The sequence below is a fragment of the Massilia jejuensis genome (genome assembly GCF_042656795.1).
GTDB classification, from domain to species: domain Bacteria; phylum Pseudomonadota; class Gammaproteobacteria; order Burkholderiales; family Burkholderiaceae_D; genus Telluria; species Telluria jejuensis.
The window spans coordinates 246,134-270,118 of record NZ_JBHSMS010000040.1 but is presented as its reverse complement, the minus strand read 5'-3'; the positions used below and the strand labels follow the sequence as shown (position 1 = coordinate 270,118).

At 66.7% G+C, this 23,985-nt stretch carries 20 protein-coding genes; 4 read left to right on the top strand and 16 right to left on the bottom strand.

Annotated elements, in window-relative coordinates:
* Nucleotide 1: 1 nt before the first annotated feature.
* The 4 genes from ACFPOU_RS14285 to clpS all read right to left on the bottom strand — a co-directional run bounded on the left by ACFPOU_RS14285 (nt 2) and on the right by clpS (nt 7,851).
* Nucleotides 2-1,582 carry a methyl-accepting chemotaxis protein gene (locus ACFPOU_RS14285; protein ID WP_379722343.1) on the bottom strand — a complete coding sequence of 527 codons (1,581 nt, stop codon included), beginning with the start codon at nt 1,580-1,582 and terminating at the stop codon, nt 2-4.
* A 161-nt stretch (nt 1,583-1,743) separates the two neighbouring features.
* Nucleotides 1,744-5,109, bottom strand: coding sequence for a S41 family peptidase (locus ACFPOU_RS14280; protein WP_379722341.1), 3,366 nt, complete (start codon nt 5,107-5,109; stop codon nt 1,744-1,746).
* 142 nt (nt 5,110-5,251) lie between these two features.
* Nucleotides 5,252-7,552: an ATP-dependent Clp protease ATP-binding subunit ClpA gene (gene clpA / locus ACFPOU_RS14275; RefSeq protein ID WP_379722339.1), complete on the bottom strand. Its 2,301-nt coding sequence runs from the start codon at nt 7,550-7,552 to the stop codon at nt 5,252-5,254.
* Nucleotides 7,549-7,851 carry an ATP-dependent Clp protease adapter ClpS gene (gene clpS / locus ACFPOU_RS14270; RefSeq protein WP_305509342.1) on the bottom strand — a complete coding sequence of 101 codons (303 nt, stop codon included), beginning with the start codon at nt 7,849-7,851 and terminating at the stop codon, nt 7,549-7,551. Before clpS ends, clpA begins: the two co-directional genes overlap by 4 nt.
* A gap of 341 nt (nt 7,852-8,192) precedes the next feature.
* On the opposite strand from clpS, the gene cspE reads away from it, so the two are divergent.
* Entirely contained in the window at nt 8,193-8,396 is a 204-nt protein-coding gene (gene cspE, locus ACFPOU_RS14265) for a transcription antiterminator/RNA stability regulator CspE (protein ID WP_020653506.1), read from the top strand.
* A gap of 135 nt (nt 8,397-8,531) precedes the next feature.
* On the opposite strand, the gene icd is transcribed toward cspE, so the two are convergent.
* Nucleotides 8,532-9,788 (bottom strand): NADP-dependent isocitrate dehydrogenase, encoded by a 1,257-nt coding sequence (icd, locus tag ACFPOU_RS14260; RefSeq protein WP_379722336.1) that lies wholly within the window; start codon nt 9,786-9,788, stop codon nt 8,532-8,534.
* A gap of 293 nt (nt 9,789-10,081) precedes the next feature.
* On the opposite strand from icd, the gene ACFPOU_RS14255 reads away from it, so the two are divergent.
* Nucleotides 10,082-10,657, top strand: coding sequence for a pseudouridine synthase (locus tag ACFPOU_RS14255; RefSeq protein ID WP_379722334.1), 576 nt, complete (start codon nt 10,082-10,084; stop codon nt 10,655-10,657).
* A 91-nt stretch (nt 10,658-10,748) separates the two neighbouring features.
* Here ACFPOU_RS14255 and ACFPOU_RS14250 read toward each other — a convergent pair whose 3' ends face one another.
* Nucleotides 10,749-12,983 carry an NADP-dependent isocitrate dehydrogenase gene (locus tag ACFPOU_RS14250; protein ID WP_379722332.1) on the bottom strand — a complete coding sequence of 745 codons (2,235 nt, stop codon included), beginning with the start codon at nt 12,981-12,983 and terminating at the stop codon, nt 10,749-10,751.
* A gap of 367 nt (nt 12,984-13,350) precedes the next feature.
* On the opposite strand from ACFPOU_RS14250, the gene ACFPOU_RS14245 reads away from it, so the two are divergent.
* Nucleotides 13,351-14,148, top strand: a complete 798-nt coding sequence (locus ACFPOU_RS14245; RefSeq protein WP_379722330.1) for a DUF2243 domain-containing protein — start codon at nt 13,351-13,353, stop codon at nt 14,146-14,148.
* A gap of 132 nt (nt 14,149-14,280) precedes the next feature.
* On the opposite strand, the gene rpsT is transcribed toward ACFPOU_RS14245, so the two are convergent.
* Nucleotides 14,281-14,547 carry a 30S ribosomal protein S20 gene (gene rpsT, locus ACFPOU_RS14240; protein WP_056339242.1) on the bottom strand — a complete coding sequence of 89 codons (267 nt, stop codon included), beginning with the start codon at nt 14,545-14,547 and terminating at the stop codon, nt 14,281-14,283.
* A gap of 209 nt (nt 14,548-14,756) precedes the next feature.
* Here rpsT and murJ point away from each other — a divergent pair, with 209 nt between their 5' ends.
* On the top strand, nt 14,757-16,307 hold the full coding sequence (gene murJ, locus ACFPOU_RS14235; RefSeq protein ID WP_379722327.1) for a murein biosynthesis integral membrane protein MurJ: 1,551 nt from the start codon (nt 14,757-14,759) through the stop codon (nt 16,305-16,307).
* Here the strand turns inward: murJ and ACFPOU_RS14230 are convergent, their stop codons facing one another.
* The 9 genes from ACFPOU_RS14230 to ACFPOU_RS14190 are packed head-to-tail and all read right to left on the bottom strand — an operon-like array spanning nt 16,308 to nt 23,978.
* Nucleotides 16,308-16,970, bottom strand: a complete 663-nt coding sequence (locus ACFPOU_RS14230; RefSeq protein ID WP_379722325.1) for a type II secretion system protein — start codon at nt 16,968-16,970, stop codon at nt 16,308-16,310.
* A complete protein-coding gene (locus ACFPOU_RS14225) occupies nt 16,964-17,350 on the bottom strand; it encodes a type II secretion system protein (protein ID WP_379722323.1) in 387 nt (128 codons plus the stop codon). Before ACFPOU_RS14225 ends, ACFPOU_RS14230 begins: the two co-directional genes overlap by 7 nt.
* Before the next feature lie 2 nt (nt 17,351-17,352).
* The gene (locus ACFPOU_RS14220; protein WP_379722321.1) at nt 17,353-17,871 is read right to left on the bottom strand and encodes a prepilin-type N-terminal cleavage/methylation domain-containing protein; all 519 of its coding nucleotides are present in this window, start codon (nt 17,869-17,871) and stop codon (nt 17,353-17,355) included.
* On the bottom strand, nt 17,868-19,793 hold the full coding sequence (locus ACFPOU_RS14215) for a secretin N-terminal domain-containing protein (RefSeq protein ID WP_379722319.1): 1,926 nt from the start codon (nt 19,791-19,793) through the stop codon (nt 17,868-17,870). Before ACFPOU_RS14215 ends, ACFPOU_RS14220 begins: the two co-directional genes overlap by 4 nt.
* Nucleotides 19,793-20,326 (bottom strand): hypothetical protein, encoded by a 534-nt coding sequence (locus ACFPOU_RS14210; RefSeq protein ID WP_379722317.1) that lies wholly within the window; start codon nt 20,324-20,326, stop codon nt 19,793-19,795. Before ACFPOU_RS14210 ends, ACFPOU_RS14215 begins: the two co-directional genes overlap by 1 nt.
* A complete protein-coding gene (locus ACFPOU_RS14205; protein ID WP_379722315.1) occupies nt 20,323-20,910 on the bottom strand; it encodes a hypothetical protein in 588 nt (195 codons plus the stop codon). The genes ACFPOU_RS14210 and ACFPOU_RS14205 overlap by 4 nt, the downstream gene beginning before the upstream one ends.
* Nucleotides 20,907-21,446, bottom strand: a complete 540-nt coding sequence (locus ACFPOU_RS14200) for a hypothetical protein (protein ID WP_379722313.1) — start codon at nt 21,444-21,446, stop codon at nt 20,907-20,909. The genes ACFPOU_RS14205 and ACFPOU_RS14200 overlap by 4 nt, the downstream gene beginning before the upstream one ends.
* The gene (locus tag ACFPOU_RS14195) at nt 21,443-22,258 is read right to left on the bottom strand and encodes a hypothetical protein (protein WP_379722311.1); all 816 of its coding nucleotides are present in this window, start codon (nt 22,256-22,258) and stop codon (nt 21,443-21,445) included. The genes ACFPOU_RS14200 and ACFPOU_RS14195 overlap by 4 nt, the downstream gene beginning before the upstream one ends.
* Nucleotides 22,251-23,978 (bottom strand): GspE/PulE family protein, encoded by a 1,728-nt coding sequence (locus ACFPOU_RS14190; RefSeq protein WP_379722309.1) that lies wholly within the window; start codon nt 23,976-23,978, stop codon nt 22,251-22,253. Before ACFPOU_RS14190 ends, ACFPOU_RS14195 begins: the two co-directional genes overlap by 8 nt.
* Between the last annotated feature and the right edge of the window lie 7 nt (nt 23,979-23,985).

The window sequence follows — 23,985 nt, the reverse complement described above, 5'->3', positions numbered from 1 at the left end:
ATCAGGCCAGCGCCGACAGGCGCGGCGTCTCGGGAGGCTGGCGCACCTGGAAGGTACCGACCAGCCGCGACAGCGCCGCCGCCTGTTCGCGCATCGATTCGGCGGCGGCCGCCGCTTCTTCGACCATGGCTGCATTCTGCTGGGTGGACAGGTCGATCTCGGCAATCGCTTTACCTACCTTCGTCACGCCGCTTGCCTGCCGTTCGCTGGCGCCGTGGATCGCCTGCAGCAGCGTCGCCACTTCCTGCACCTTGCCCAGGACGGCGCGCATGGTGTCGCCGGCGCCCTGCGCAATGCCGGTGCCGGTCTCGATCTCGCCGCGCGACTGCGCGATCAGCCCCTTGATTTCTTTGGCAGCCCCGGCCGAATGCTGGGCCAGGTTGCGCACCTCGGCCGCGACCACGGCAAAGCCGCGCCCCTCGGCGCCAGCGCGCGCCGCTTCCACGGCAGCGTTGAGCGCGAGGATATTCGTCTGGAAGGCGATGCTGTCGATCATGCCGGTGATGTGGACGATTTTGTCCGCCGAGCTTTTGATGGTTCCCATGCGTTGCACCAGTTGCGCCACCGCGGCGGCGCCCTCGCCTGCCACGGTTGATGCCGACTGGGCCAGCAAGTTGGCGTCGCGCGCACTACTGTTGTTGCTGGCGATCGCACCGGTCAGCTCGTCAATCGCCAGCACGGTCTGGCGCAGTGCGCCGGCCTGGCTTTCGGTACGCTGCGACAGGTCCTGGTTGCCGGCGGCGATTTCGTTCGAAGCGGCATCGATGCCGTGCGCGCCGCGCAGCACCTGCGTCACCGTCGCCGACACCCCGCCCGTCATGCCGTTCAGGGCATCGAAAAGGCGCCCGATCTCGTCAGAGCGGCGGTGCCGGATGACCGGGCGCAGGTCGCCGCGTGCCACTTCTTCGGCCAGCGTCACGGCCTGCTGCAGGGGACCGACGATGTTGCGGGTCAGGGTCCAGCCGAGCACGCCGCCCGCCGCCAGCGCGGCCGCGCCAAACGCGAGCAGCAGCAGGCGACTCAAGGTTGACGCCTGCGCCGAGGCGTCGGCCAGGCTGTGCGCCTGGCGCGCCTGGTGCTGCAGCAGCGCGTCAAGGCCGGCGCTGTAGCGGCCGAAGGCGGGTTCGAGCGACTTGGCCAGCAGCTCCTCGGCTTCCTGGGTGCGGCCGGTGTCCTTGGCGGCGAAGACCGCCGTCGTGGCGTGCGCGAAGCCGGCCTTGTGCTCGGCGATGGCGCGCAGCATCGCCTGTTCGGCGCCCGTCGCCGGCAGGGCGCGCATCGCCGTTTCGATTTTCGCTGCCTGCTGTAGGCCGGCCTGCAGCTGCCCCTTGTACAGGTCGGCCAGCTCCATGCTGTCGCTGCGCGCAACCGACATGATGCGCAGGCCGTTGAGGCGGGCCACGCCGAGCAGGTCGGAGGCAAGCTGCTGCTTGGCCAGCTTGTCCTGCACCAGGTCGCGCGTGATCGCGTCAAGCGCCTGCATGCGCCAGAGCGCGACGGCCGTGATGAGGACGATGAGGACGGAGACGAGTAGGAAGGAACCGAGGATCTTGGTACCGGTCTGAAGTTTGGCGAAGGACATGCGGGTCACGGTGAGTGGGGATTGCCGTAATGTAACTAGGCAATATGACAGCCTCGTGAAGCGTAGATTCGCCCATGATCGGGCGATGAACGCGTGGGCTCGAGAGCCCACCCTAGCTTACACCACGGCCGCGGATCAATCGATACGCGGCCGGCCCTCCCCTACCGCTGGATCGCCGGAATCGCCGCCGGCGTCCACGGCTTGACCGGCTGCTCCTTCGCCTTCTTCTCGAGCAGTTCGATCGCCACTTCGAGCTGGCGGTCGCGCCCCTTGAAGGTTTCGTGCGGCAGGTTGTCGACGTCCACGTCCGGCGCCACGCCCACGCCTTCGATCAGCCATTCGCCGTCGCTCGAGAACTGGCCGTTCTCGGCGACGCGCGCCATGCCGTTGTCGAGCAGGCCGTTGCCGTCGCTCAGCCACACGCCGGCGCCGGCGGTGCGCTTGCCGACCAGGGGACCGAGCTTCAGGGCCTTGACGCCGGCGGCGAAGGTCTCGCCGTCCGAATAGGTCAGCTCGTCCATCAGCACCACCAGGTGACCGCGGAAGGTGTTCTGCATGTTCGAGTAGGGCTGCTTGCCGTTCGAGGCCCAGAAAGCCCAGGAGCGGCGCAGCAGCTTTTCGATGATCCAGCTGTCGATGTTGCCGCCATTGTTGCGGCGCACGTCGATGATCAGGCCTTCCTTGTTGATGTTGGCGTAGAAGTCGCGCGCAAACGCGTTGATGTCGCGCGCCACCATCGCGCGCAGGTGCAGGTAGCCGAACCGGCCTTTCGAGGCGGTGTCGACCTGCTCGGCCCTGCCGTGCTCCCAGTCGGCGTAGCGCAGGCTGGCATGGCGCGCCATGCTCGCCGGCGTCACGATGACCGCGCGCGGCTTGCCGGCGCCGCTCTTGACGTGCAGCAGCACCTGCTTGCCGGCGGTGTCGAGCAGCAGGTCGGCGATGTCGCGGCTTTGCGCCAGCGACTTGCCATTGACGGCGGTGATGATGTCGCCTTGCCTGACGTTGACGTCGGGCGCGGCCAGCGGACCGGCCTCCGACGGCAGTTCCGGTTCGCTGCGGTAGACGCGCTCGACCCGGTAGCCGTCCGCCACGCGCGCCAGCACCGCCCCCAGGCTGGCCGGCGTGCCTTCGGCGGCCGCGCGGCGCACGTCGCCCGGACGGATCTGCGAATGCAGCGCGCCGACCTCGCCCACCATCATGCCCAGTACGTCGTCCAGTTCGGCGCGGTCGGTCACGCGCTCGACCAGCGGCGCGTAGCGGGTGCGCGCGGCATTCCAGTCGATGCCGCGCATCCGGGCGTCGTACAGGAAATCGCGGTGCATGCGCCAGGCGTCGTTGAACATCTGCTTCCATTCCATGCGCGGGTTGGAGCTCACCGCCCAGTCGTCGATCTTGACCTTGGCTTTCGAGAGGTCGGCGGGCGCCCTGGCGCCGGCGTCGACGATCAGCATCTCGCCCGGCGCGCCCCGGGCGAAGGTGCGGTAGAAGACGCGCTTGCGGTCGTTCGACAAGCCGAATTCGCGTACGTTGGCGACAAAGGTCTCCGGCTGCGGCGCGCTGCGCGCGATCGCCAGCGTCCTGAGCGTGCCCTTGGCGGCCTCGTCGCTGCTTGCTTCGAGCAGGTACAGGCGCTTGTCGTCGACAGCCAGCGCGCGGTAGTTGCCCGGGTCGACCGGCACTTCGTACAGGCGCTCGCGCAGGCCGGCATAGTCGATCGGCGGCGTCGGCGGCCTGGCCTTGGCGGCGCCGGCGCTGCCGGCCGCGGCGGCGGCGGCGGCCGCGGCGACGACGGCGCTCCGTTCGCCATCGCGCTCGTCGGCGCCGGGCGACTTGACGGCCGCCCTGGCCGCGGCTTCCGGCGTTTTTTCTTCCGGCTTGGTCAGCTCGTCCTCTGGCTTGAACGGGAAGCGCCCATCGGCCTGCAGCGCCAGCGCATAGACGCCGACGCGCTTGTCGAACACCGGGCCCATGGTGCGGTCGCCCCAGGGCGAGGCATTGCCCAGGTTGAAGTGGCGCGCCGAGAGGAAATACAGCCACTTCCCGTCCGGCGAAAAGGCCGGCGAGTCCGCTTCGTAGCGGTCGGTCGTGACGAAACTGGTCTGCTTCGAGGCGAGATTGAACATGCCGATCTGGTCGCGCCGCTCGCGGCTGCCGCTTCGGACGAAGGCGAGATTGCGGCTGTCGGGCGACCACACCACCTGGTTCGACGGATCGAGCCCGACCTGGCCGGCGTCGTCGATGACGACATTGGTCCCGGCGGCGAGATCGAGCAGCCAGGTGCGGCCCTTCTTGTCGGTATGGGCCAGCCATTTGCCGTCAGGCGACGGATACAGGTTCAGGCGGTGGCTGGCACCGTCCTTCGTCAGGCGTTCGCCGTGGCCCGAGCCGTCGGCGGCGTAGCGCCAGATTTCGTTTTCGCCGCTGGCGTCGACGATCGCATACACCCACTTGTCGTCGTGACTGAAGACGGCGCCGCGGGCACGGGCGCCGTCCGGCACCGCGATCTCGACGCGGCGCCCGCTGCCGGTGCCGGCGATCGTCACGCGCCCGCGCGCGGTCAGGACGATGCGTTCGAGCCGGCCGGCCAGATCGATGTTCGTCAACGCCTCGAGCGGCGACTTCACGCGGCGCATGCGCTGCTGGTCGAAGTCGGACAACAGGCTCGCTTTCAGCAGCGTGTCGCTGCCGCTGGCGATGTCGAACACGCGCAGGTCGGCGCCGAGCTGGTAGGCGATGCGCCCGTCTCCGAGCGAGGCCGCGCGCACGTCCCACTCCTTGTGTTGGGTAAGCTGGCGGCGCCCGCTGCCGTCGGGGTTCGACGACCAGAGGTTGTCCGCGCCCCCGAGGTCGCTGATGAAGTACAGGCGGCCTTGCCACCACATCGCGCGCCGGTTGTTGGCGCCGTCTCCCTTGAACAGCGGCTCGGCTTCGCGCCCGGCGTCGAGGTCGAAGCGCCACAATTGGGCGTGCGCCCCGCCGCGGTAGGACTTGACGTTATCGTTGGTCATCGACAGGCCCATGCGCGTGAAGTAGACCGTGCGGCCCAGGTCGTCGAGCACGGCGTCGTTGGCGTCGGCCAGCGGCAGCACGCGGCGCGTGAGTGTCGCCGGGTCGAGCGCGGCCACGATGCGGTGCTTGGCCGGTCCGACCGAGTTCTCGGTGCTGACCAGGACCTGCCCCTGCGCGGTCCAGCCAAGCACCGTCACACCGCCGTTTTCGAACGTGATCCGTTTCGGCAGGCCGCCTTCCAGCGGCATCACATAGGCTTCCTGGGCGCCCTCGTAGGAGGCCGCGAAGGCGACGAACCGGCCGTCGTGCGAGATCGCGGCATGGGTTTCGGCGGACGGATGGGTAGTCAGGCGCGTCGCCTTGCCCCCGCCCGTCGTCGTGCGCCAGAGGTCGCCCTCGGCGGTGAAGACGATGGTGTCGCCGCGGACGGCCGGGAAACGGAAATACGGATCGGCGGCGCCGGCCTGGCTGCCGGCCAGGGCAAGCGCGAGCGCGAGGATGGTGCGGGGCAGGTGCATGGTCACAGAGGGCAAAGTTTGCTAGGGAGCATGAGTTTGCCATAGTGCCGACCCGTGTTGGCGTGCATACATGCAAATAAAGCGGCCACGGCAGGCGTAAAAAAGCCGCGCACGCGGCGCGGCTTTTTGGAGGAGAGCTGAATTACTCGATCTCGACCGTCTCGGCGGGGGCCGGCGGCGGCAGTGCGTCGCCTTCCGGGAACTCGAGGACCACTTCGTCCTTTTCGTTCAGTTCGACCGTGACGCGTCCGCCATTGACCAGGCGGCCGAACAGCAGTTCGTCGGCCAGGGCCTTGCGGATCATGTCCTGGATCAGGCGCGACATCGGACGCGCACCCATCTGCGGGTCGAAGCCCTTCGAGGCGAGGAACTTGCGCAGTTTCTCGGTGAAGATGGCTTCCACCTTCTTCTCGTGCAGCTGCTCTTCGAGCTGCATCAGGAACTTGTCCACCACGCGCAGGATGATTTCCTCGTCCAGCGCGCGGAAGCTGATGGTCGCATCGAGCCGGTTGCGGAACTCCGGCGTGAACATGCGCTTGATGTCGGCCATTTCGTCGCCTGCCGCCTTCGAATCGACGAAGCCCACCGAGCGCTTGGTCAGGCTTTCGGCGCCCGCGTTCGTGGTCATGATGATGATCACGTTGCGGAAGTCGGCCTTGCGCCCGTTGTTATCGGTCAGCGTGCCATGGTCCATCACCTGCAGCAGGATGTTGAAAATGTCCGGATGGGCCTTTTCGATCTCGTCCAGCAGCAGCACCGCGTGCGGCTTCTTGGTGATGGCTTCGGTCAGCAAGCCGCCCTGGTCGAAGCCGACATAACCCGGCGGCGCGCCGATCAGGCGCGACACGGCGTGACGCTCCATGTACTCCGACATGTCGAAGCGAATGAGCTCGATGCCGAGGATGAAGGCCAGCTGCTTGGCCACCTCGGTCTTGCCGACACCGGTCGGACCGGAGAACAGGAAGGAGCCGATCGGCTTGTCCTGCTTGCCCAGGCCCGCGCGCGCCATCTTGATGGCGGACGCCAGCGCGTCGATCGCGGGATCCTGGCCGAAGACGACGTTGCGCAGGTCGCGGTCAATCGTCTGCAGCTTGCTGCGGTCGTCCTGGTTGACCGTTTGCGGCGGGATGCGCGCGATCTTGGCGATGATTTCCTCGATCTCGGTCTTGCCGATGGTTTTCTTCTGCTTCGACTTCGGCAGGATGCGCTGGGCGGCGCCGGCTTCGTCGATGACGTCGATCGCCTTGTCCGGCAGGTGGCGGTCGTTGATGAAGCGCGCCGCCAGTTCGGCCGCCGTCGACAGCGCCGAGGACGAGTACTTCACCCCATGGTGCTCTTCGAAGCGCGACTTCAGGCCACGCAGGATCTGCACGGTCTGCTCGACCGACGGCTCGTTGACATCGACCTTCTGGAAGCGGCGCGAGAGGGCGTGGTCCTTCTCGAACACGCCGCGAAATTCCGTGAACGTGGTCGCGCCGATGCACTTGAGCTGGCCGTTCGCCAGGGCCGGCTTCAACAGGTTCGAGGCGTCGAGCGTGCCGCCCGAAGCGGAACCGGCGCCGATGATCGTGTGGATCTCGTCGATGAACAGGATGCCGTTGGGCGTGTCCTTGAGCTGCTTGAGGACGGCCTTCAGGCGCTGTTCGAAGTCGCCGCGGTATTTGGTACCGGCCAGCAGCGCACCCATGTCGAGCGAGAACACGACGGCGTTCTGCAGGATCTCGGGCACTTCTTCCTGGACGATGCGCCATGCCAGGCCTTCCGCGATCGCGGTCTTGCCAACGCCGGCCTCGCCGACGAGCAGCGGATTGTTCTTGCGGCGGCGGCACAGGATCTGGATGACGCGGTCGACTTCTTCTTCGCGTCCGATCAGCGGATCGATCTTGCCGTCGGCGGCCGCCTTGTTCAGGTTCAGCGTGAACTGGTCGAGCGGGCTTTCCTTGGTCGCGCCTTCGACCTGCGCTTCTTCCACGCCTTCCGACGCCTTCTGCGTGTCGATCTGCTGGTCCTTGCGCACGCCGTGCGAAATGAAGTTGACCACGTCCAGGCGCGTCACGCCCTGCTGGTGCAGGTAGTAGACGGCGTGCGAGTCCTTCTCGCCGAAGATCGCGACGAGCACGTTGGCGCCCGTGACTTCCTTCTTGCCGTTCGAAGCCGACTGCACGTGCATGATCGCGCGCTGGATCACGCGCTGGAAACCGAGCGTCGGCTGGGTGTCCACTTCGCCGGTGCCGGGCACGGTCGGCGTGTTATCGCCGATGAAATTGGTCAGGGTCTTGCGCAGGTCGTCGATATTGACCGCGCATGCACGCAGGACTTCCGCAGCCGAGGGATTATCGAGTAGCGCAAGCAGCAAGTGCTCCACGGTAATGAACTCGTGCCGTGCCTGTCGAGCTTCGACAAAGGCCATGTGTAGGGATACTTCAAGTTCCTGCGCAATCATACTTCCTCCATCACGCACTGCAGGGGATGCCCCGCCTTGCGCGCATGCGTTAAGACAAACTCCACTTTGGTACACGCTATATCTTTGGAAAACACCCCGCACACTCCTTTACCATGACGGTGCACGGAAAGCATGATCTGCGTTGCCGTCTCGCGATCCTTGTTGAAGTACTCCTGGATGATGGCCACCACGAACTCCATCGGCGTGTAGTCATCATTCAGCAACGCCACCTGGTACAGGGGCGGTGGTTTTACGACTTGCCGCTCCAGCAGCTGTTCGGTATCTTGCTTGGTTGCCATGGGCGTATTCTAAAGCGTTCAAGGATGCTGCAAAGCGGAAATATCAGACACTGCGATCGGTTCACTTCGATTCGCCTTCATCTTACTTGTTTTCCGTTGAAAGCGCAGATGGCGTTCCGATTGAAGAATTCAAGGGGCCGGTTGAGGGCCTATGCATGTCGTATGAAAAAATTAACGACAGTCGCATCAAAGGGCTTGACTTCAAAGTTTAGTGCATCAACAATGCAAACATTGACAAGGTCTTATGATCTTGTTGATAAGAAGTGAGCAGGCTGAGGAGGGGGCAAGAAGCTTCTTGCTTTTATGGCTCGTGTGATTTGTTTTTATTTGAAAGTTCTTTTATGGCAACTGGTACTGTTAAGTGGTTCAATGATTCCAAAGGCTTTGGCTTCATCACTCCAGATGACGGCGGCGAGGATCTGTTCGCGCATTTCTCCGCAATCAACATGAACGGTTTTAAGACCCTCAAAGAAGGTCAGAAAGTCCAATTCGAAGTCACGCAAGGCCCTAAAGGCAAGCAAGCGTCCAACATCCAGGGCATGTAATTCGCCCTGTGGAAGCGAGAAACCCCGCAAGCTGCGGGGTTTTTTTTCGCCCATGCACCAGGCATGGCCCGACTCCGGCGCGCCCGGGAAAACAGCCCGCCTCTCGCGAGACGGGCCGCCGGCGCCAGCGCGGCTTTATTGCATCTGCTCGATCATGACCTCGCCGAATCCGGAACACGAGACCTGGGTCGCGCCTTCCATCAGGCGCGCGAAATCATAGGTCACGCGCTTGGACGTGATCGCCTTCTCCATCGAGGCGATGATCAAGTCGGCTGCCTCGACCCAGCCCATGTGGCGCAGCATCATTTCCGCCGACAGGATAAGCGAGCCCGGGTTGACGTAATCCTTGCCCGCGTACTTGGGCGCCGTGCCGTGGGTGGCTTCGAACATGGCCACCGAGTCGGACATGTTGGCGCCCGGCGCGATGCCGATGCCGCCGACCTGGGCCGCCAGCGCGTCCGAGATGTAGTCGCCGTTCAGGTTGAGGGTGGCGATCACGCTGTACTCGGCCGGACGCAGCAGGATCTGCTGCAGGAAGGCGTCGGCGATCGAATCCTTGACGATGATGTCGCGCCCGGTCTTCGGGTTCTTGAAACGGCACCATGGGCCGCCGTCGATCAGTTCGGCGCCGAATTCGGTTTGCGCCAGCGCATAGGCCCAGTCGCGGAAACCGCCCTCGGTATATTTCATGATATTGCCCTTATGGACAATCGTCACCGATGGTTTGTCATTATCGACCGCATACTGGATTGCCTTGCGCACCAGGCGCTCGGTGCCTTCGCGCGAGACCGGCTTGATGCCGATGCCCGACGATTCCGGGAAGCGGATTTTCTTGACGCCCATTTCTTTCGTCAAAAACTCGATGACTTTCTTTACGCTGTCGGAACCGGCCGCCCATTCGATACCGGCATAAATATCTTCCGAATTCTCGCGGAAAATGACCATGTCGGTTTTCTCGGGCTGCTTCAGCGGAGACGGCACGCCGGCGAAATAGCGTACCGGACGCAGGCAGACATACAGGTCGAGTTCCTGGCGCAGCGCCACGTTGAGCGAGCGGATGCCCCCGCCGACGGGCGTGGTCAGGGGGCCCTTGATCGAGACCACGTAATCCTTGACCGCTTCGAGGGTCTCGGGCGGCAGCCAGACGTCCGGGCCGTAGATGCTGGTCGACTTCTCGCCGGCAAAGATTTCCATCCAGCTGATCTTGCGCTGGCCACCATAGGCCTTGGCCACGGCCGCGTCGACCACCTTGAGCATGACCGGGGTGATGTCGATGCCGGTGCCGTCGCCCTCGATGTATGGGATGATCGGATTGGCCGGCACGGTGAGCGAAAAGTCGGCGTTGACCGTGATTTTCTGGCCGTCGGCTGGTACGTTGATATGTTGGTACATCGTGTTCTCCCAAATGGTCGCAGGACAGTGTGCAGGATCGCGGCGCGCTCTGCATTACAATGGCAAAATTTTCCAGAACGGCTGACAAAGCCTTCGGGCCGGGCGCATCGCCGGAGACAGTACGCCAGAACGGCGCGGCGATGCAAGATCGCCGCGAGGGCTTGGCCAGACGCTCTTGGTCCTCTATAAGACCTCAGATGGCAACTTGCATTATGCACCAGTATTTTGCCAGATATCATGGCCTGGCGGCCAGCGATTCGACCGCCCTTCCCCGTCTGCCCTGAACATTATCCATGCCGCTTATCCTCTTCAATAAACCTTTCCAGGTCCTGTGCCAGTTTTCGCCGCAGGAAGGCCGCGCCTCGCTTGCCGATTACCTGTCCATCCCTGGCATCTACCCCGCCGGCCGGCTCGACGCCGACAGCGAAGGCTTGATGCTGCTGACCGACGACGGCGGCCTGCAGCACAAGATCGCGCACCCGGACCACAAGGAAGCGAAGACCTACCTGGTGCAGGTCGACGGCGTGCCCGATGCGGCGGCGCTGGCGCGCCTGCGGGCGCCGATCGACCTGGGCGACTTCGTTACCAGGCCCTGCCGCGCGGTGCGCATCGCCGAGCCCGAGTGGCTATGGCCGCGCGACCCGCCGATCAGGGCGCGCCAGGACAAGCCGACGGGGTGGATCGCGATCACGCTGGAAGAGGGAAAGAACCGGCAAGTGCGCAGGATGACGGCGGCGGTCGGCTTGCCGACGCTCAGGCTGGTGCGCAGCAGCATCGGGCCGTTCAGCCTGCAGACGCATCCGTTGATGCCGGGGGAGTTCGTCGAAGTGCCGGTGGCAGCCTTGCGTACACGATCGGGGACGCGCTGAGCGCTACCCGCAGGGGGCGCCGGCCGGGCGCGCATGAAAAAACCCGCCGCCCCTTGCAGGACGGCGGGCCGATCGCTGCCAGCCGGAAGGCTTACTTGCCCAGCGAGTCCAGCGCGGCATTGAAGGTCGCGCTCGGACGCATGACCGCCGTCACCTTCGCTTCGTCGGCCTTGTAGTAGCCGCCGATATCGGCCGGCTTGCCCTGCACCGCCAGCAGCTCGGCCAGGATCGTGGCTTCGTTATCGAGCAGGGTCTTGGCCAGCGGCGCGAAGTAGGCCGCCAGTTCGGCGTCGTCGGTCTGCGCGGCCAGTTCCTGGGCCCAGTACAGCGACAGGTAGAACTGGCTGCCGCGGTTGTCGAGCTCGCCGGTCTTCGGCGACGGCGACTTGCGGTTGTCGAGCAGCTTGCCGGTCGCGGCGTCGAGCGTCTGCGCCAGGACCTTGGCCTTGCTGCTGCCGGTCTTGATGCCCAGGTCTTCGAGCGACACGGCCAGGGCCAGGAACTCGCCCAGCGAATCCCAGCGCAAGTGATTTTCCTCGGTCAGCTGCTGCACGTGCTTCGGTGCCGAGCCGCCCGCGCCGGTTTCGTACATGCCGCCGCCGGCCATCAGCGGGACGATCGACAGCATCTTGGCGCTGGTGCCCAGCTCCATGATCGGGAACAGGTCGGTCAGGTAGTCGCGCAGGATGTTGCCGGTCACCGAGATGGTGTCCAGGCCGCGCTTGACGCGCTCGAGCGTGTAGCGCATCGCACGGACCTGCGACATGATCTGGATGTCGAGGCCGGCCGTATCGTGGTCCTTCAAATACGTGCGCACCTTCTTGATCAGCTCGTTCTCGTGCGGACGGTAGGGGTCGAGCCAGAACACGGCCGGCATGCCCGAGTTGCGCGCGCGCGTCACGGCCAGCTTGACCCAGTCGCGGATCGCCGCGTCCTTGACCTGGCACATGCGCCAGATATCGCCCTGCTCGACGTTCTGCGACAGCAGCACTTCGCCGGTGGCGACGTCGGTGATGTTGGCGACGCCGGCTTCGGGCACTTCGAAGGTCTTGTCGTGCGAGCCGTATTCCTCGGCTTGCTGGGCCATCAGGCCCACGTTCGGGACCGTGCCCATGGTCTTCGGATCGAAGGCGCCATGCCATTTGCAGAAGTTGATGATTTCCTGGTAGATGCGGGCGAAGGTCGATTCGGGAATGACCGCCTTGACTTCCTTCAGGCGGCCGTCGGCGCCGTACATCTTGCCGCCGGCGCGGATCATGGCCGGCATCGAGGCGTCGACGATGACGTCGTTCGGCGAATGGAAGTTGGTGATGCCCTTGGCCGAGTCGACCATGGCCAGCGCCGGACGGTGTTCCTGGCAGGCGTGCAGGTCGCGCTCGATTTCTTCGCGCTGCGAGGCCGGCAGGTTGGCGATCTTCTGGTGCAGATCGGCCATGCCGTTGTTGACGTTCACGCCCAGGCTGTCCAACAGGGCGGCGTGCTTGTCGAACGCTTCCTTGTAGAACATGCGCACGCAGTGGCCGAAGACGATCGGATGCGAGACCTTCATCATGGTCGCCTTCACGTGCAGCGAGAACATGACGCCGGTTTCTTTCGCGTCATCGATCTGCTCCTGGTAGAACGCGAGCAGGGCCTTGCGGCTCAGGAACATCGAATCGATGATCTCGCCGTCCTGCAGCACCACCTTCGGCTTGAGCACGACGGTCCGGCCGCTCGGGGTGACCAGTTCCATCTTGACTTCGCGCGCGCCCTGCACCGTCACCGACTTTTCGCCATGATAAAAGTCGCCGTGGGTCATGTGCGACACGTGGGTACGCGAGGCGGGCGACCATGGCGCCATCGAATGCGGGTTCTTGCGTGCGTACTCTTTCACGGCGCGTGGCGCGCGGCGGTCCGAGTTACCTTCGCGCAGCACCGGGTTCACGGCCGAACCGATGCACTTGTTGTAGCGTGCCTTGATCGCTTTTTCTTCGTCGGTCCTGGCGTCGGCCGGGTAGTCGGGCAGCGCGTAGCCCTTTTCCTGCAATTCCTTGATGGCGGCGGTCAACTGGCCGACCGAGGCGCTGATGTTCGGCAGCTTGATGATGTTCGCGTCCGGTTCGAGCGTCTTCTTGCCCAGTTCGGCCAGCGCGTCCGGCACACGCTGCTCCGGCGTCAGGTATTCCGGGAAAGCGGCCAGGATGCGGGCCGCGACCGAAATGTCGCTCGACACGACGTCGATGCCGGCGGCCTTGGTGAAGGTGCTGACGACAGGCAGGAAGGCGTGGGTCGCCAGCAGCGGCGCCTCGTCGGTCAGGGTGTAGATGATGGTCGGATTACTGCTCATGCGCTTTTTCCTCGGTTCTCGCGAAGGGTTCGCGATCGGTATCAAACTTGGTCATTAACTTAATAAATAACGCTTCTCTTCGCGACGAACGCGACGCCGGTCATGCCGCTCCACCCGAATGCGAGGCGGACGGATCGCGCAGGATGCCGTGCCGGATCGGCCGTATTGATTCGCCGGTACTGCCGGGAGACCTCTGCTGCGAGCCAGGTCTTCTATAAGACATAAGACGAGCGTTTCACATTATGCACCAGTATTTTACTGTGCGCTACAGCTTTAGCAAGCTGCAAGATCGCTGCGCGGCGCGGACGCAGGCCCGAACGCGCTAGCATGGGCAGCACCGAAGCGTCCATATTCTCGAGGAATTGCCATGACCGTCCGCCAGTGCGAAGCCTGCGTCCTCCCCGCCCGACGTCCCCTGGGCTGGGCCGGCTACCTGCTCGGATTCGGCCTCGGCGGCTTTTTCGACGGCATCCTGCTGCATCAGATCCTGCAGTGGCACCACCTGCTTTCGCTGATCACCCGCGCACCCTTCCAGGACATCCGCATCCAGATCCTGGCCGACGGCTTCTTCCACCTGCTGATGTATGTGATTGCCTTCGCCGGCCTGTGGAAACTGTGGAAGGGGCGGCACCAGTTCAGCGCGCCAGGCGGCGACCGCCTTCTGGTGGCCAGCGCGGCGACCGGCTTCGGCGCCTGGCACATGCTCGACGGCGTGCTGTCGCATTGGGTGCTTGGCATCCACCGCATTCGCCTGGACGCCGGCAACGTGCTGTTCTGGGATCTGCTGTGGTTCGTCGTGTTCGGCGTGGCGTTCGTCGTGCTCGGCTGGTGGCTGCGGCGCGGGAACGGTTCGCTCGGCGGCCGCAGCGGCGCCGCGGCGCTGGTGCTGGCGGTGCTGGCAGGGGGGCCGGTCGCGGCATTGCCGCCGGCCGACGTGGATACGGTGATGGTGTTCTTCGCGCCGGGAACCCGGCCGGGGCAGGTATTCGCCGCGATCGAGGCGGTCGACGGGCGCATCCTGTGGTCCTCGCCCTCGGGCGAGGTGTGGGCGCTCGATGTCAAGGACCGCAGCAGAACCGCCTTGCTCTACCGGCACGGCGCGTGGATGGTGAGCAAGTCGGCGCTGGCGATCGGCTGCCTGGCCTGGACCTCGGCCGGCACTTGACGGGCACTGTTCCCGACTCCGAAAACGGAGTAAAAACACTCCGAAAGCGGAAAAACCCGCCAGGACCGGGGTCGGGCGGGTTCTTCTTCCACTGTACTGCCAGCGCGGCCGGGGCCGCGTGCCGACCGGCTATCAGGCCGACAGGGCTTTCAGGGCGGCAGCCAGGCGGCTCTTGTGGCGAGCGGCCTTGTTCTTGTGGATGATCTTCTTGTCGGCGATGCTGTCGATGGTCGAGACCGACGACTGGAAGATGCTGGTCGCAGCAGCTTTGTCGCCTGCCTGGATGGCTTTGCGGACGGCCTTGATGGCGGTGCGCAGGGTCGAACGCTGAGCGCTGTTGTGTGCGTTTTGCTTAACTGCTTGACGAGCGCGTTTGCGCGCTTGTGCGGTATTTGCCATGGAATTTCCTAAATCGGGGTCAAGTTGCGTTTGCAAACATTAGCGAGTCAAACTGGCCCATTCCAGTGCCTGCCAAAACATTGTGTCTGCCAACAGAATTCAGTACAGCCCACGATTATAGCGAAGGAATCCCTCACCGGCAATTCATTCTTGCTATTTGGCCCCGCGGATACCGCGCATGGGGTGTTGCCCAGCTATAATCTCGCCCCATGAATCTGCTCAAGACCCTCGCTGCCATTTCCAGCATGACCATGGTGTCCCGCGTCACGGGACTGCTGCGCGACAGCCTGTTTGCCGCCGCGTTCGGCGCCTCCAACTTCACCGACGCCTTCAACATCGCCTTCCGCCTGCCGAACCTCTTGCGGCGCCTGTTTGCCGAGGGCGCCTTCTCGCAAGCCTTCGTTCCCATCATTACCGAATACAAGACCAGGCACGGCCAGGCCGCGACCAAGACCCTGGTCGACCATGTGGCGACCGTGCTGATCTGGGCCACCCTGCTTGTCAGCATCGCCGGCATCGTGGCCGCGCCTGTCCTGATCTACTGGATCGGCGGCGGGCTGCAGCGCGAACCGGCCGCCTTCGACGCCGCCGTCGTCATGACGCGCATGATGTTCCCCTACATCACCTGCATGGCTTTCGTCGCGCTCGCCAGCGGCGTGCTCAACACCTGGCGCCAATTCAAGATCCCGGCCATCACGCCGGTGCTGCTGAACCTCTCCTTCATCTTCGCCGCCCTGGTGCTGGCCGATTATTTCGAGCAGCCGATCTATGCGATGGCGGTCGGCGTCTGCGTCGGCGGCGTGCTGCAAGTGGCCCTGCAGATTCCTTCGCTGCTGAAAATCGGCATGCTGCCGCGCCTGTCGGTCAATCCGCTGGTCGGCCTGCGCGACGCCGGCGTGCACCGCATGCTCGGCAAGATGGGGCCGGCCGTGTTCTCCGTGGCCGCGGCCCAGATCAGCCTCCTGATCAACACCACCATCGCCGCCGGCCTGGCGGCCGGCGCCGTGACGGCCCTGCAGTACGCCGACCGGCTGATGGAATTGCCGACCGCCCTGCTCGGCGTGGCGCTGGGCACGATCCTGCTGCCGGGCCTGGCCAAGGCGAACACCGAAGGCGACACGCGCGAATATTCCTCGCTGCTGGACTGGGGCCTGCGCCTGACCTTCCTGCTCGCCATTCCGGCGGCGGTCGGCATGGCGGCCCTGGCCACGCCGATGATCGCCACCCTTTTCCACTACGGTAAATTCGACAACGCCGACGTCGCCGCCTCCTCGCTGCCCCTGATGGCCTATAGCGCGGGCCTGCTCGGCTTCATCCTGGTGAAGACCCTGGCGCCGGCCTTCTTCGCGCGCCAGGATGTGAAGACGCCGGTGCGCATCGCCGTCGGGGTGCTGGTCGTCACGCAGTTGTTGAACCTGGTCTTCGTGCCGCTGCTGGGCGTCGCGGGCCTGGCGCTATCGATCGGCGTGGGCGCCTGCATCAACGCCGCCCTGCTGTATGCGGGCCTGCGCAAGCGCAAGATCTACGCGCCGCAGCCGGGCTGGGCCAGCTTCTTCTTCAAGCTGGTCGCGGCCGTGACGGTGATGGGCGCGCTCGCCTGGTTCGGCCAGGCGCAATTCGACTGGGTCGCCATGCGCGCCCAGCCGTTCCTGCGCGCTGGCGTCCTGCTGGCCATCATCGTCGCCAGCGGCATCGCCTATTTCGGCGTGCTCGTGCTGCTGGGCTTTCGCCCGCGCGACTTCAAGCGCCGCGCCAAGTAATCAAAGGCCCGAAGCCGTACCGGCCGTTTCCGGGGACGGGCCTTCTTCGTCCGGCGCGGAGGGCGCTTCCAGCTCCTCAGGCTCCGGCGCCTCAGGCTCCGGCCGCGCGGGCGGCGCCGGCGGCGGGATCGGCGCCGCCGCAGGAGGCAGACCGGGTTGCGCCGGCTGGAGCGCCGGCACCACCGGCACGCCCGGTCCCGCCGCCGCGAACTTCCATTCCGACAGATGCTCCTTGTTCTCGAAGCCCTGGAAGCGCTTGTCGAAATTCGCCACCTTCAGCGGACGCGCCTGCGACAGGCTGTAGACCGCCAGCACGCCCACCTTGTCGCCCTGGTACAGCACGCCCCACTCGGTAGTGCCGGTGATCGGGTCGACGAAGATCTTGCGCAGATGGCGCCGCGTGCCCGGAAAGCGCGGGTCCTTCAATAAATCCTGCAGCGTCGGCGGCAGCGTGGGAAAGCCGCGCGGCGTGGCGGCGGCATAGCTGCTCAGCGCCGCGCTGAAGGCCGCGCCCGTTTCCAGCAGCTCCCGTTCGGCCGCCGCGCGCCGCATCAGGCCGTCCACCTTCAGCGTCGCCGCCCCCACCATGCCCAGGATCGCCACGAACACCACCAGCCCGACATAGGTGAAGCCGGCCTCGGTGCGCAGGCGCCGCGCTACCATTGCGCGTAGGGACGGCCGCTGCGGTCGTTACCCGGCGCGCCGCTCTTGATGTCGGCCACCGCGCCGGGCGCGCCCCCGTCCTCCGGCGCGACGATGATCCAACCGCTGTCCGATTCCAGGATCGGGTCGACCGGCAGGCGCGCCAGGTATTTTTTCTCGACCAGCTGCTCGAGCGAATCGGGATAGCGTCCGGTATCGGCATGGTACTGGTCGATCACCGCGCGCACGCTGCGCAGGTTGTCGAGCAAGATGGTTTCCCTGGCCGTGTCCATGCTCGGGAAAAAGCGCGGCACGGCCAGCGTCAGCAGCAGGGCCACGATGGCCAGCACCACGAGCAGTTCGATCAGCGTGAAGCCGGCCTTGAAGTGCGGTCGCCGCATCGCTACCACCGCCGGTAGGGAATGCCGTTCAGGCCGACGCGGGGCGACGTCGAGACCACGTCGTAGACGTCGTCGCCCTCCTTCGGCTCGTCGGGCTCGCTGGCGTAGCTGCGCTTGCCCCAGGTGGCGGCGTCCGCCAGGTCGGGATCGGGATTGAACGGGTCGCGCGGCAGGCGGCGCAGGAAGTAGATCTTCGCGCCCTTCGGGCTGCGCAGGTCGGGTACGCCCTCGACCAGCAGCTCGAGCCGGGCCGGGTAGCCGGTGGCGCCGGCCGCTGTCGCGATGCGGCCCTCGTCGGCGGCCCGCTTATAGGCATCGATCGCGCCGCGGATCTCGCGCAGCGATTGGCGCAGCACCGCCTCGTTGCGGCGCTGGATGACGGTCTGGCCGACCGGGATCACCAGGGTGGCCAGCAAGGCCAGGATGGCGAGCGTGACCAGCAGTTCGATCAATGTGAAGCCGCGCGCCGCGGGACGTGCGGCGGCGCCGTCTACCTTGCGGATCGGTGCGGCCAGGTTCATCGCGTGGCCGGGCCGGCCGGCGGCGGCATGCTGCCGATCGGCTGCGACAGGGGCATGCCCGTGACCGGTGGCGGCAAGGCGGGCGCCGCCGGCTGGCTGGCCGGCGGCGCGGCCGGCACGGCCGGGCGCGTGTCCGGCTGCGGCGTCGGCAGGCGCGCCGTCGTATCCGGACGGCGCCGGAAGCTCGCCTCGGTACCCGCGCTGAACTCGGACGCCGCGGCCGGCGGACGCTGGATCGTGCGCACCAGGCGCGGCGTGATCGAGAGCACGATCTCGGTCTTGTCGTTGGCGTCGCGCGTGCTGCCGAACAGGCGGCCCAGGATCGGCAGGCTGCCCACACCCGGCACCTTGCTGCCGCTGCTGCGCTCTTCGCTGTTGATCAAGCCGGCCAGCACCTGGTTCTCGCCATCCTTCAACTGCAGCATGGTGGTGGCCGAGCGGGTTCCGATGCGGTAGGCGACCGAGCCGGAATCGGTGGTGACGGTGTCGACCAGGTTGCTCACCTCGAGCGAGATGCGGATGCCGACCTCGTTGTTCAGGTAGATGGTCGGCTCGACGTTGAGGGTCAGGCCGACGTCGACATAATTGATCGACTGCGAGACGAAATTGCTGACCGCGCCGGGCGACACATTGGTCGTGATGTTCGGCACCTTGTCGCCGATGACGACCTTCGCCTTTTCCTTGTTGCGCACGCGGATGCGCGGATTGGCCAGCGTGTTCGAATCGGAATCGGTCTTGTTGGCGTTGAGGGTGGCGCGGATGCCGCTCACGCCCACCACGCTGCTGTTGAGCCCACGCAGTTCGTCGATCGAGATCGGCGCGCCGCTCGTTCCGATCAGCGGCGCGAAGCCCAGGCTTTGCGGCCAGGCCACGCCCAGGTCCATGATGCGCGAGCGCTTGATCTCGAGGACTTCGACGTCGAGCATCACTTCGGGCTCGGCCACGTCCTGCAGCGCCACCAGCTGGGTGGCCAGCTTGACCGCTTCCGGGCTGTCGCGCAGGATCACGAGGTTGAGCTTTTCGTCGACCACGACGTCGCGCGACTTCAGGATCGTCTTGAAGGTGTTCGCGATGCTCTTGGCGTCGGCATTGGCCAGGTAGAAGGTCTTGACCGTCAGTTCCTGGTATTCCTTGAGCTTGGCCGCGCTGTTCGGATAGATCAGGATGGTGTTGCCGTCCATGACCTGGCGCTCGAGCTGGTTCGTCACCAGCAGGAAGTGCACGGCCGCGTCGACGCTGCTGTTCTTCAGGAAGATCGAGGTGCGTCCGTCCGAGCGCACGTCCTTGTCGAAGATGAAGTTCAGCCCCGAATGGCGCGCGATGATCTCGAAGATCTGGCGCAGCGGCGCTTCGCGAAACTCCAGGCTGATCGGCTTGCGGAAGGCCGCGGCGAGCACGGTCTCGGCCACCGGCACGGCGGCCTTTTCGTCGAGTTCGGCCAGCAGCAGGCGCGCGTCTTCGTGGCCGGGACGCTCGGTCAGGATGGCCACCAGTTTCTGGCGCGCCGCCTCGACATCCTTCTTGTCGAGATCGACCCGCGCCGCCGCCAGCATGGCGGCGTGGCGGCGGTCGGCCTCGATCTGGCGCATGCCGGCCAGGCCGCGCTCGTTGGCCGGGTCGACCGCCAGCACCTGCTGGTATGCACTGCGCGCGGTGTCGGCGCGGCCGGCCGCCAGCGCGCGCTCGGCCTGTTCGACCAGGCGCGTGGCAAAGGCGTCGCGCGCGCGCAGCAAGGCCGCGCGGTAAAGCGGATTACCGGGGTCGGCGGCCACCGCCTCGCGGTATTTCTCGAGGCCGGCGCTGACCTGCTGCTGCGCGACGAGCGCATTGCCTTCCTGGTAGGCGCGCTGCGCCGTGCAACCCAGCAGCAGCGCGGCGCCCAGCAAACCGCTGGCGAGGGCACGAATCCGGGAAAGAACCATTACTCGAATACTCCAATGTTGAGCTGCTGGATCTGGTTCAGCGGCAGGTAAATCAGGGTCATCAGGGGCGGCGCGATGCGCTCGACGCGCCAGGCGCCGTCGAGCACGACGCCTTCGGTCGCGATATGGCTGTGTCCTCCGCTGGCGAGATAGACCGCCCATTTTCCCTCGTCGAGCGATTTGCCGATCACCGTGAACGGCAGCGGCGGCGCGCTCGGCGGCGGTGGCGGCGGCGGTGTCGGCGGGGGCGGTGGCGGCGGGGTCCAGTCCTGGCGGCCGAACGGCGCGCCGTTGGCGGCGCCGGCATTGAAGCTGTCCTTGCCGTCGCCGATCAGCAGCTCGCGCGGGACCAGCCGCGCGATCACCGGATCCGGTTTGGCGGCGGCGGTGCGCGCCGGCGCGGCGCGTGGCGCTTGCGCGCGCGGACGTTCGACCGCCTCGGCCACCTCCCCTTGCGGGCTGCGGTCGCCAAAGACCACCAGGCCCGCGGCCAGCACCAGGGCCACGCCCATCGCGACGTGACGCGGCTTCATCGCTGCGCTCCCGGTGCGTCGGACAGGTACAGCGTCAGGCGCAGGCGCGCCTCGATGCCGGCCTGGCCGATGATGTCGCGTTTGAAGCTGAGATCGTCGAGCGAGGCATACGGCAGCGCGCGCAGCGCCAGCAGCGCGAAGGTCCACACCTGGTCGTAGCTGCCCTTGACCGGCAAGTTGACCTGGTAAGTGTGGAGCCGCGCGTTGCGTTCGAAGCCGCGCTTGTATTCGCCCTGGCGCAGCACCAGGCCGGTCTTGGCCGCGAGCCCGAACAGGGTCGTCAAGGCCGGCTCGACATCGCGCTGGCGGCCCAGCGCGGTCCTGAACAGCGCCAGGCTGGCGGCAGCGCCGCCCTCGACGACGACCGGCGCCACGGCCGGCGGCGGCAGCGCCGCGGCGCGCCGCGCCAGCACCCGTTCCTGCTCCAGCGCCTCGCGCGCCGGCAGCACCCAGGCCAGCACGGCGATGCCGGCCGCGCACAGGAGCAGCGCGCCGCAGGTCGCCGGACTGGTACGGCGCAGCAGCAGGCGCAGCGACAGCCATGAGGTGGCAAGCGAGGTGGCAAGCGTGGTGGCAAGCATCATCGCGTCTCCCATCCGGCGTCGAGCTGGAAGCGCAGCGGCCGGTTCGGGTCCTGCTCGACCACTTCGTGGCGCACCAGCGTCACGGCGCCGAACCGGTCCGCGCGCCCGAGCGCGGCCACGTAGGCAAGCATGTCCTCGCTGGTCCTGGCCTCGGCGGTAATGCGCAGCACGCGCTTTCCCGCGTCGGGTTCCAGCGCCAGCAAGGCGATATTCGACGGCGTCCCCGCGCGCACGGCATCGTGCAGCGCGCGCCAGGGCAAATTGAGCTGCGAGATCGCGGCGTTGACGGCCTGCGCCTCCTGTTCGCCCACCTGCGCGCGCGGCGGCGCCACGGGCACGGGCGCGCCGGCGCGCGCGCGCAAGGCCGCCAGCTGGGCGTCGACCTCTTCGCGCGCCTCGCGGTAGTCAAGCACCTGCACCAGCGCCAGGGCCGACAGCGCCAGCGACGCGATGGCGAGCACGCGCGCGAGGAGCGGCGCCCTGAACAGGGTGCGCCGCAGGCTCGGCGGCGCGAAGTCCAGCCGCACGCGCTTCACGCGGCGCTCCCGGTGCAGGCCAGGCGCACCGCGCCGGCGCCGCCCGCGGCGCCGGCGTCGTCGAGCAGCGTGCAGGCGAAACCCTTGCCGGCTCCGTCCATCGCCCAGGCGCGCGGCGCGCCACCGGCCACCTGCAACTGCTGCGGCGGCGCGAGGCCGACGCGCAAGGCTTCGCGCGCGATATGGCTGTCCAGCCAGGCGCGGTCCGCCCCGGGCGGCACCACGGCCGTGCGCAGGGCGGCCAGCTGCGCGCCCTCGTAGGCGGCAATCGTCAACACCTCGCCATGCACCAGACCGAACCAGGCGCCCGGCCGGCGCAGCCTGCGCCAGCCGTTGAGGGCCGCGACGAATTGCGGCGCCACCTCGACCAGGATGCAGCCTGCCGCGCGTGCCGATTGCGCCAGGGCGTCCGTCAATGCGGCCGGCAGCGCGGCTGCCAGGAAAGGCTGCGCGGCCTGCCAGTCGGCGGCGATCGTCCAGCCTGCGGGCGGCGCGCCGAACAGGCCGGCGAAGCGCATCGCACAGGCCGCTTCCAGGTCGGCCGGACTGGCCGCTTGCGGCGGCGGCGCCACCTGCCAGATGCGCGCCAGCTCGTCGGCCAACACCACGCTCAGGGGCCAGCCGCGCGCGCCGGCGCCGGCGCCGGCCAGCAGCGTACCGAGCGCGCGCGCCAGGATCTCCGGCTCGGGCGCGTCGATGCGCGCCTCGGCCAGCACCGTGCGGCGCGCGCCGAACACGCGGCTGGTGCGCACCAGGGCCAGGCTGTCGTGACCCACGCCCAGACGCAGGGCTTGTCCGGGTAATCTAGGCATGCTGGGTCACCCGCTGGATTTCGTCGAGGGTGGTGGCGCCGCGCCGCACCAGGTCGAGCGCGGCCAGGCGCAGGCTGCGCGTGCCGTTCGCATGCGCCGCGGCCTTGATGCGGCGGATCGGCTGCTTGTCGACGATCAGCTCGCGGATCTCGTCGTTGAGCATCAGGATCTCGGCGATCGAGCGGCGGCCCTTGTAGCCGGTGCCGCGGCAGTCGCCGCAGCCCTTGCCGCGCATGAACACGTAGTCGTCGATGGCATGGCGGTCGAGCCGCGCCGAGAGCAGCTCCGCGTCGCCCGGCTGGTAGCGCACCGCGCAATGCGGGCAATTCATGCGGATCAGGCGCTGGGCCCAGATGCCGTTCAGGGCCGAGACGAAGGCATACGGATCGATCCCCATGTGGGTGAAGCGTCCGAAGACGTCGAACACGTTGTTGGCGTGCACGGTGGTCAGCACCAGGTGGCCGGTCAGCGCCGACTGCACCGCGATTTCGGCCGTCTCGCGGTCGCGGATCTCGCCGACCATGATCTTGTCGGGGTCGTGGCGCAGGATCGAGCGCAGGCCCTTCGCAAACGTCAGGCCCTTCTTCTCGTTGACGGGAATTTGCAGGATGCCCGGCAGCTGGTATTCCACCGGATCTTCGATCGTGATGATCTTCTCGCGCCCGTTGTGGATTTCGGTGAGCGCCGCGTACAGGGTCGTGGTCTTGCCGGAACCGGTCGGCCCCGTCACCAGGAGCATGCCGTAGGCTTCCTGGGCCAGCTGGCGCAGGGTCGCCAGCGAGGGCGCGTCGAAGCCCAGCGCTTCCAGGGTCAGCGCGCCGTAGGCCTCGACCATCGCGCGCTTGTCGAGGATGCGGATCACGGCGTCTTCGCCATGAATGCTCGGCATGATGGAGACGCGCAGGTCGATCTCGCGCCCGCCCGATTCGACGCGGAAGCTGCCGTCCTGCGGGATGCGGCGCTCGGCGATGTCGAGTTCGGCCAGCACCTTCAGGCGCGAGACGATGTGTTCGGCCAGCTCGATGCCACCGACGCTGGTGACGTGATCGAGCACGCCGTCGACGCGGTATTTGACGGCCAGGCCGGTGGCCGTGCTTTCGAGGTGGATGTCCGAGGCGCCGGCTTTCAGGGCATCGTACAGGGTGGAATTAACCAGCTTGACGGCCGGACTGCCCGCTTCCGACACCGAGGCGAAGGACAGCACGGCCGCCGTCTTGCCGTCGCGCCGCGCGTCGCTGCCGCTGGGCGCGAGCGTATCGACCGCGCGCGCGGACGCTTCCTGGCACGACAGATAGGCCTGGATGTCGGAGGCCAGCGCCAGGCGCAGGTGCAGCGGCGCGCGCGCCGTGGCGCCGGCCTGCGCCGCCAGCCAGGTCTGCAAGTCGAGGTCGAAGGGATCGGCGATCACGCCGCTGACCAGGCCGCCGGCGCCGCGCAGCAGCACGCAGTGGCGCGACAAGGCCTGGGCCAGCGGCAGCAGGTCGAAGGCCGGCGCCTGGCTCAACATCTCGCTCGTTTCCATCACCGACAGGCCGAGGGGCCCGGCCAGCGCCGCCACCAGCTGGCGCGGCTCGAAACCGGTGATGGCCTCGAGTTCGGCCACCAGCGGTCGCCGCGACTGGCGCGCCTGCGCGCGGGCGCGCGCCAGCAGTGCGGAATCGATGGCCACGGTCACGCCATCGCCGGTCGAGACATCGCGGCTCGAGACATCGCTTCTCAAGACATCG

Bases quoted from the DNA above. Each gene is read 5' to 3' on its own strand.
- murJ (WP_379722327.1), top strand. From the start codon at position 14,757: ATGAATCTGCTCAAGACCCTCGCTGCCATTTCCAGCATGACCATGGTG.
- clpS (WP_305509342.1), bottom strand. From the start codon at position 7,851: ATGGCAACCAAGCAAGATACCGAACAGCTGCTGGAGCGGCAAGTCGTA.
- ACFPOU_RS14210 (WP_379722317.1), bottom strand. From the start codon at position 20,326: ATGAAGCCGCGTCACGTCGCGATGGGCGTGGCCCTGGTGCTGGCCGCG.
- ACFPOU_RS14285 (WP_379722343.1), bottom strand. From the start codon at position 1,582: ATGTCCTTCGCCAAACTTCAGACCGGTACCAAGATCCTCGGTTCCTTC.
- ACFPOU_RS14195 (WP_379722311.1), bottom strand. From the start codon at position 22,258: ATGCCTAGATTACCCGGACAAGCCCTGCGTCTGGGCGTGGGTCACGAC.
- ACFPOU_RS14280 (WP_379722341.1), bottom strand. From the start codon at position 5,109: ATGCACCTGCCCCGCACCATCCTCGCGCTCGCGCTTGCCCTGGCCGGC.
- ACFPOU_RS14245 (WP_379722330.1), top strand. From the start codon at position 13,351: ATGACCGTCCGCCAGTGCGAAGCCTGCGTCCTCCCCGCCCGACGTCCC.
- cspE (WP_020653506.1), top strand. From the start codon at position 8,193: ATGGCAACTGGTACTGTTAAGTGGTTCAATGATTCCAAAGGCTTTGGC.
- rpsT (WP_056339242.1), bottom strand. From the start codon at position 14,547: ATGGCAAATACCGCACAAGCGCGCAAACGCGCTCGTCAAGCAGTTAAG.
- ACFPOU_RS14205 (WP_379722315.1), bottom strand. From the start codon at position 20,910: ATGATGCTTGCCACCACGCTTGCCACCTCGCTTGCCACCTCATGGCTG.
- ACFPOU_RS14220 (WP_379722321.1), bottom strand. From the start codon at position 17,871: ATGAACCTGGCCGCACCGATCCGCAAGGTAGACGGCGCCGCCGCACGT.
- ACFPOU_RS14255 (WP_379722334.1), top strand. From the start codon at position 10,082: ATGCCGCTTATCCTCTTCAATAAACCTTTCCAGGTCCTGTGCCAGTTT.
- clpA (WP_379722339.1), bottom strand. From the start codon at position 7,552: ATGATTGCGCAGGAACTTGAAGTATCCCTACACATGGCCTTTGTCGAA.
- icd (WP_379722336.1), bottom strand. From the start codon at position 9,788: ATGTACCAACATATCAACGTACCAGCCGACGGCCAGAAAATCACGGTC.
- ACFPOU_RS14215 (WP_379722319.1), bottom strand. From the start codon at position 19,793: ATGGTTCTTTCCCGGATTCGTGCCCTCGCCAGCGGTTTGCTGGGCGCC.
- ACFPOU_RS14250 (WP_379722332.1), bottom strand. From the start codon at position 12,983: ATGAGCAGTAATCCGACCATCATCTACACCCTGACCGACGAGGCGCCG.
- ACFPOU_RS14225 (WP_379722323.1), bottom strand. From the start codon at position 17,350: ATGCGGCGACCGCACTTCAAGGCCGGCTTCACGCTGATCGAACTGCTC.
- ACFPOU_RS14230 (WP_379722325.1), bottom strand. From the start codon at position 16,970: ATGGTAGCGCGGCGCCTGCGCACCGAGGCCGGCTTCACCTATGTCGGG.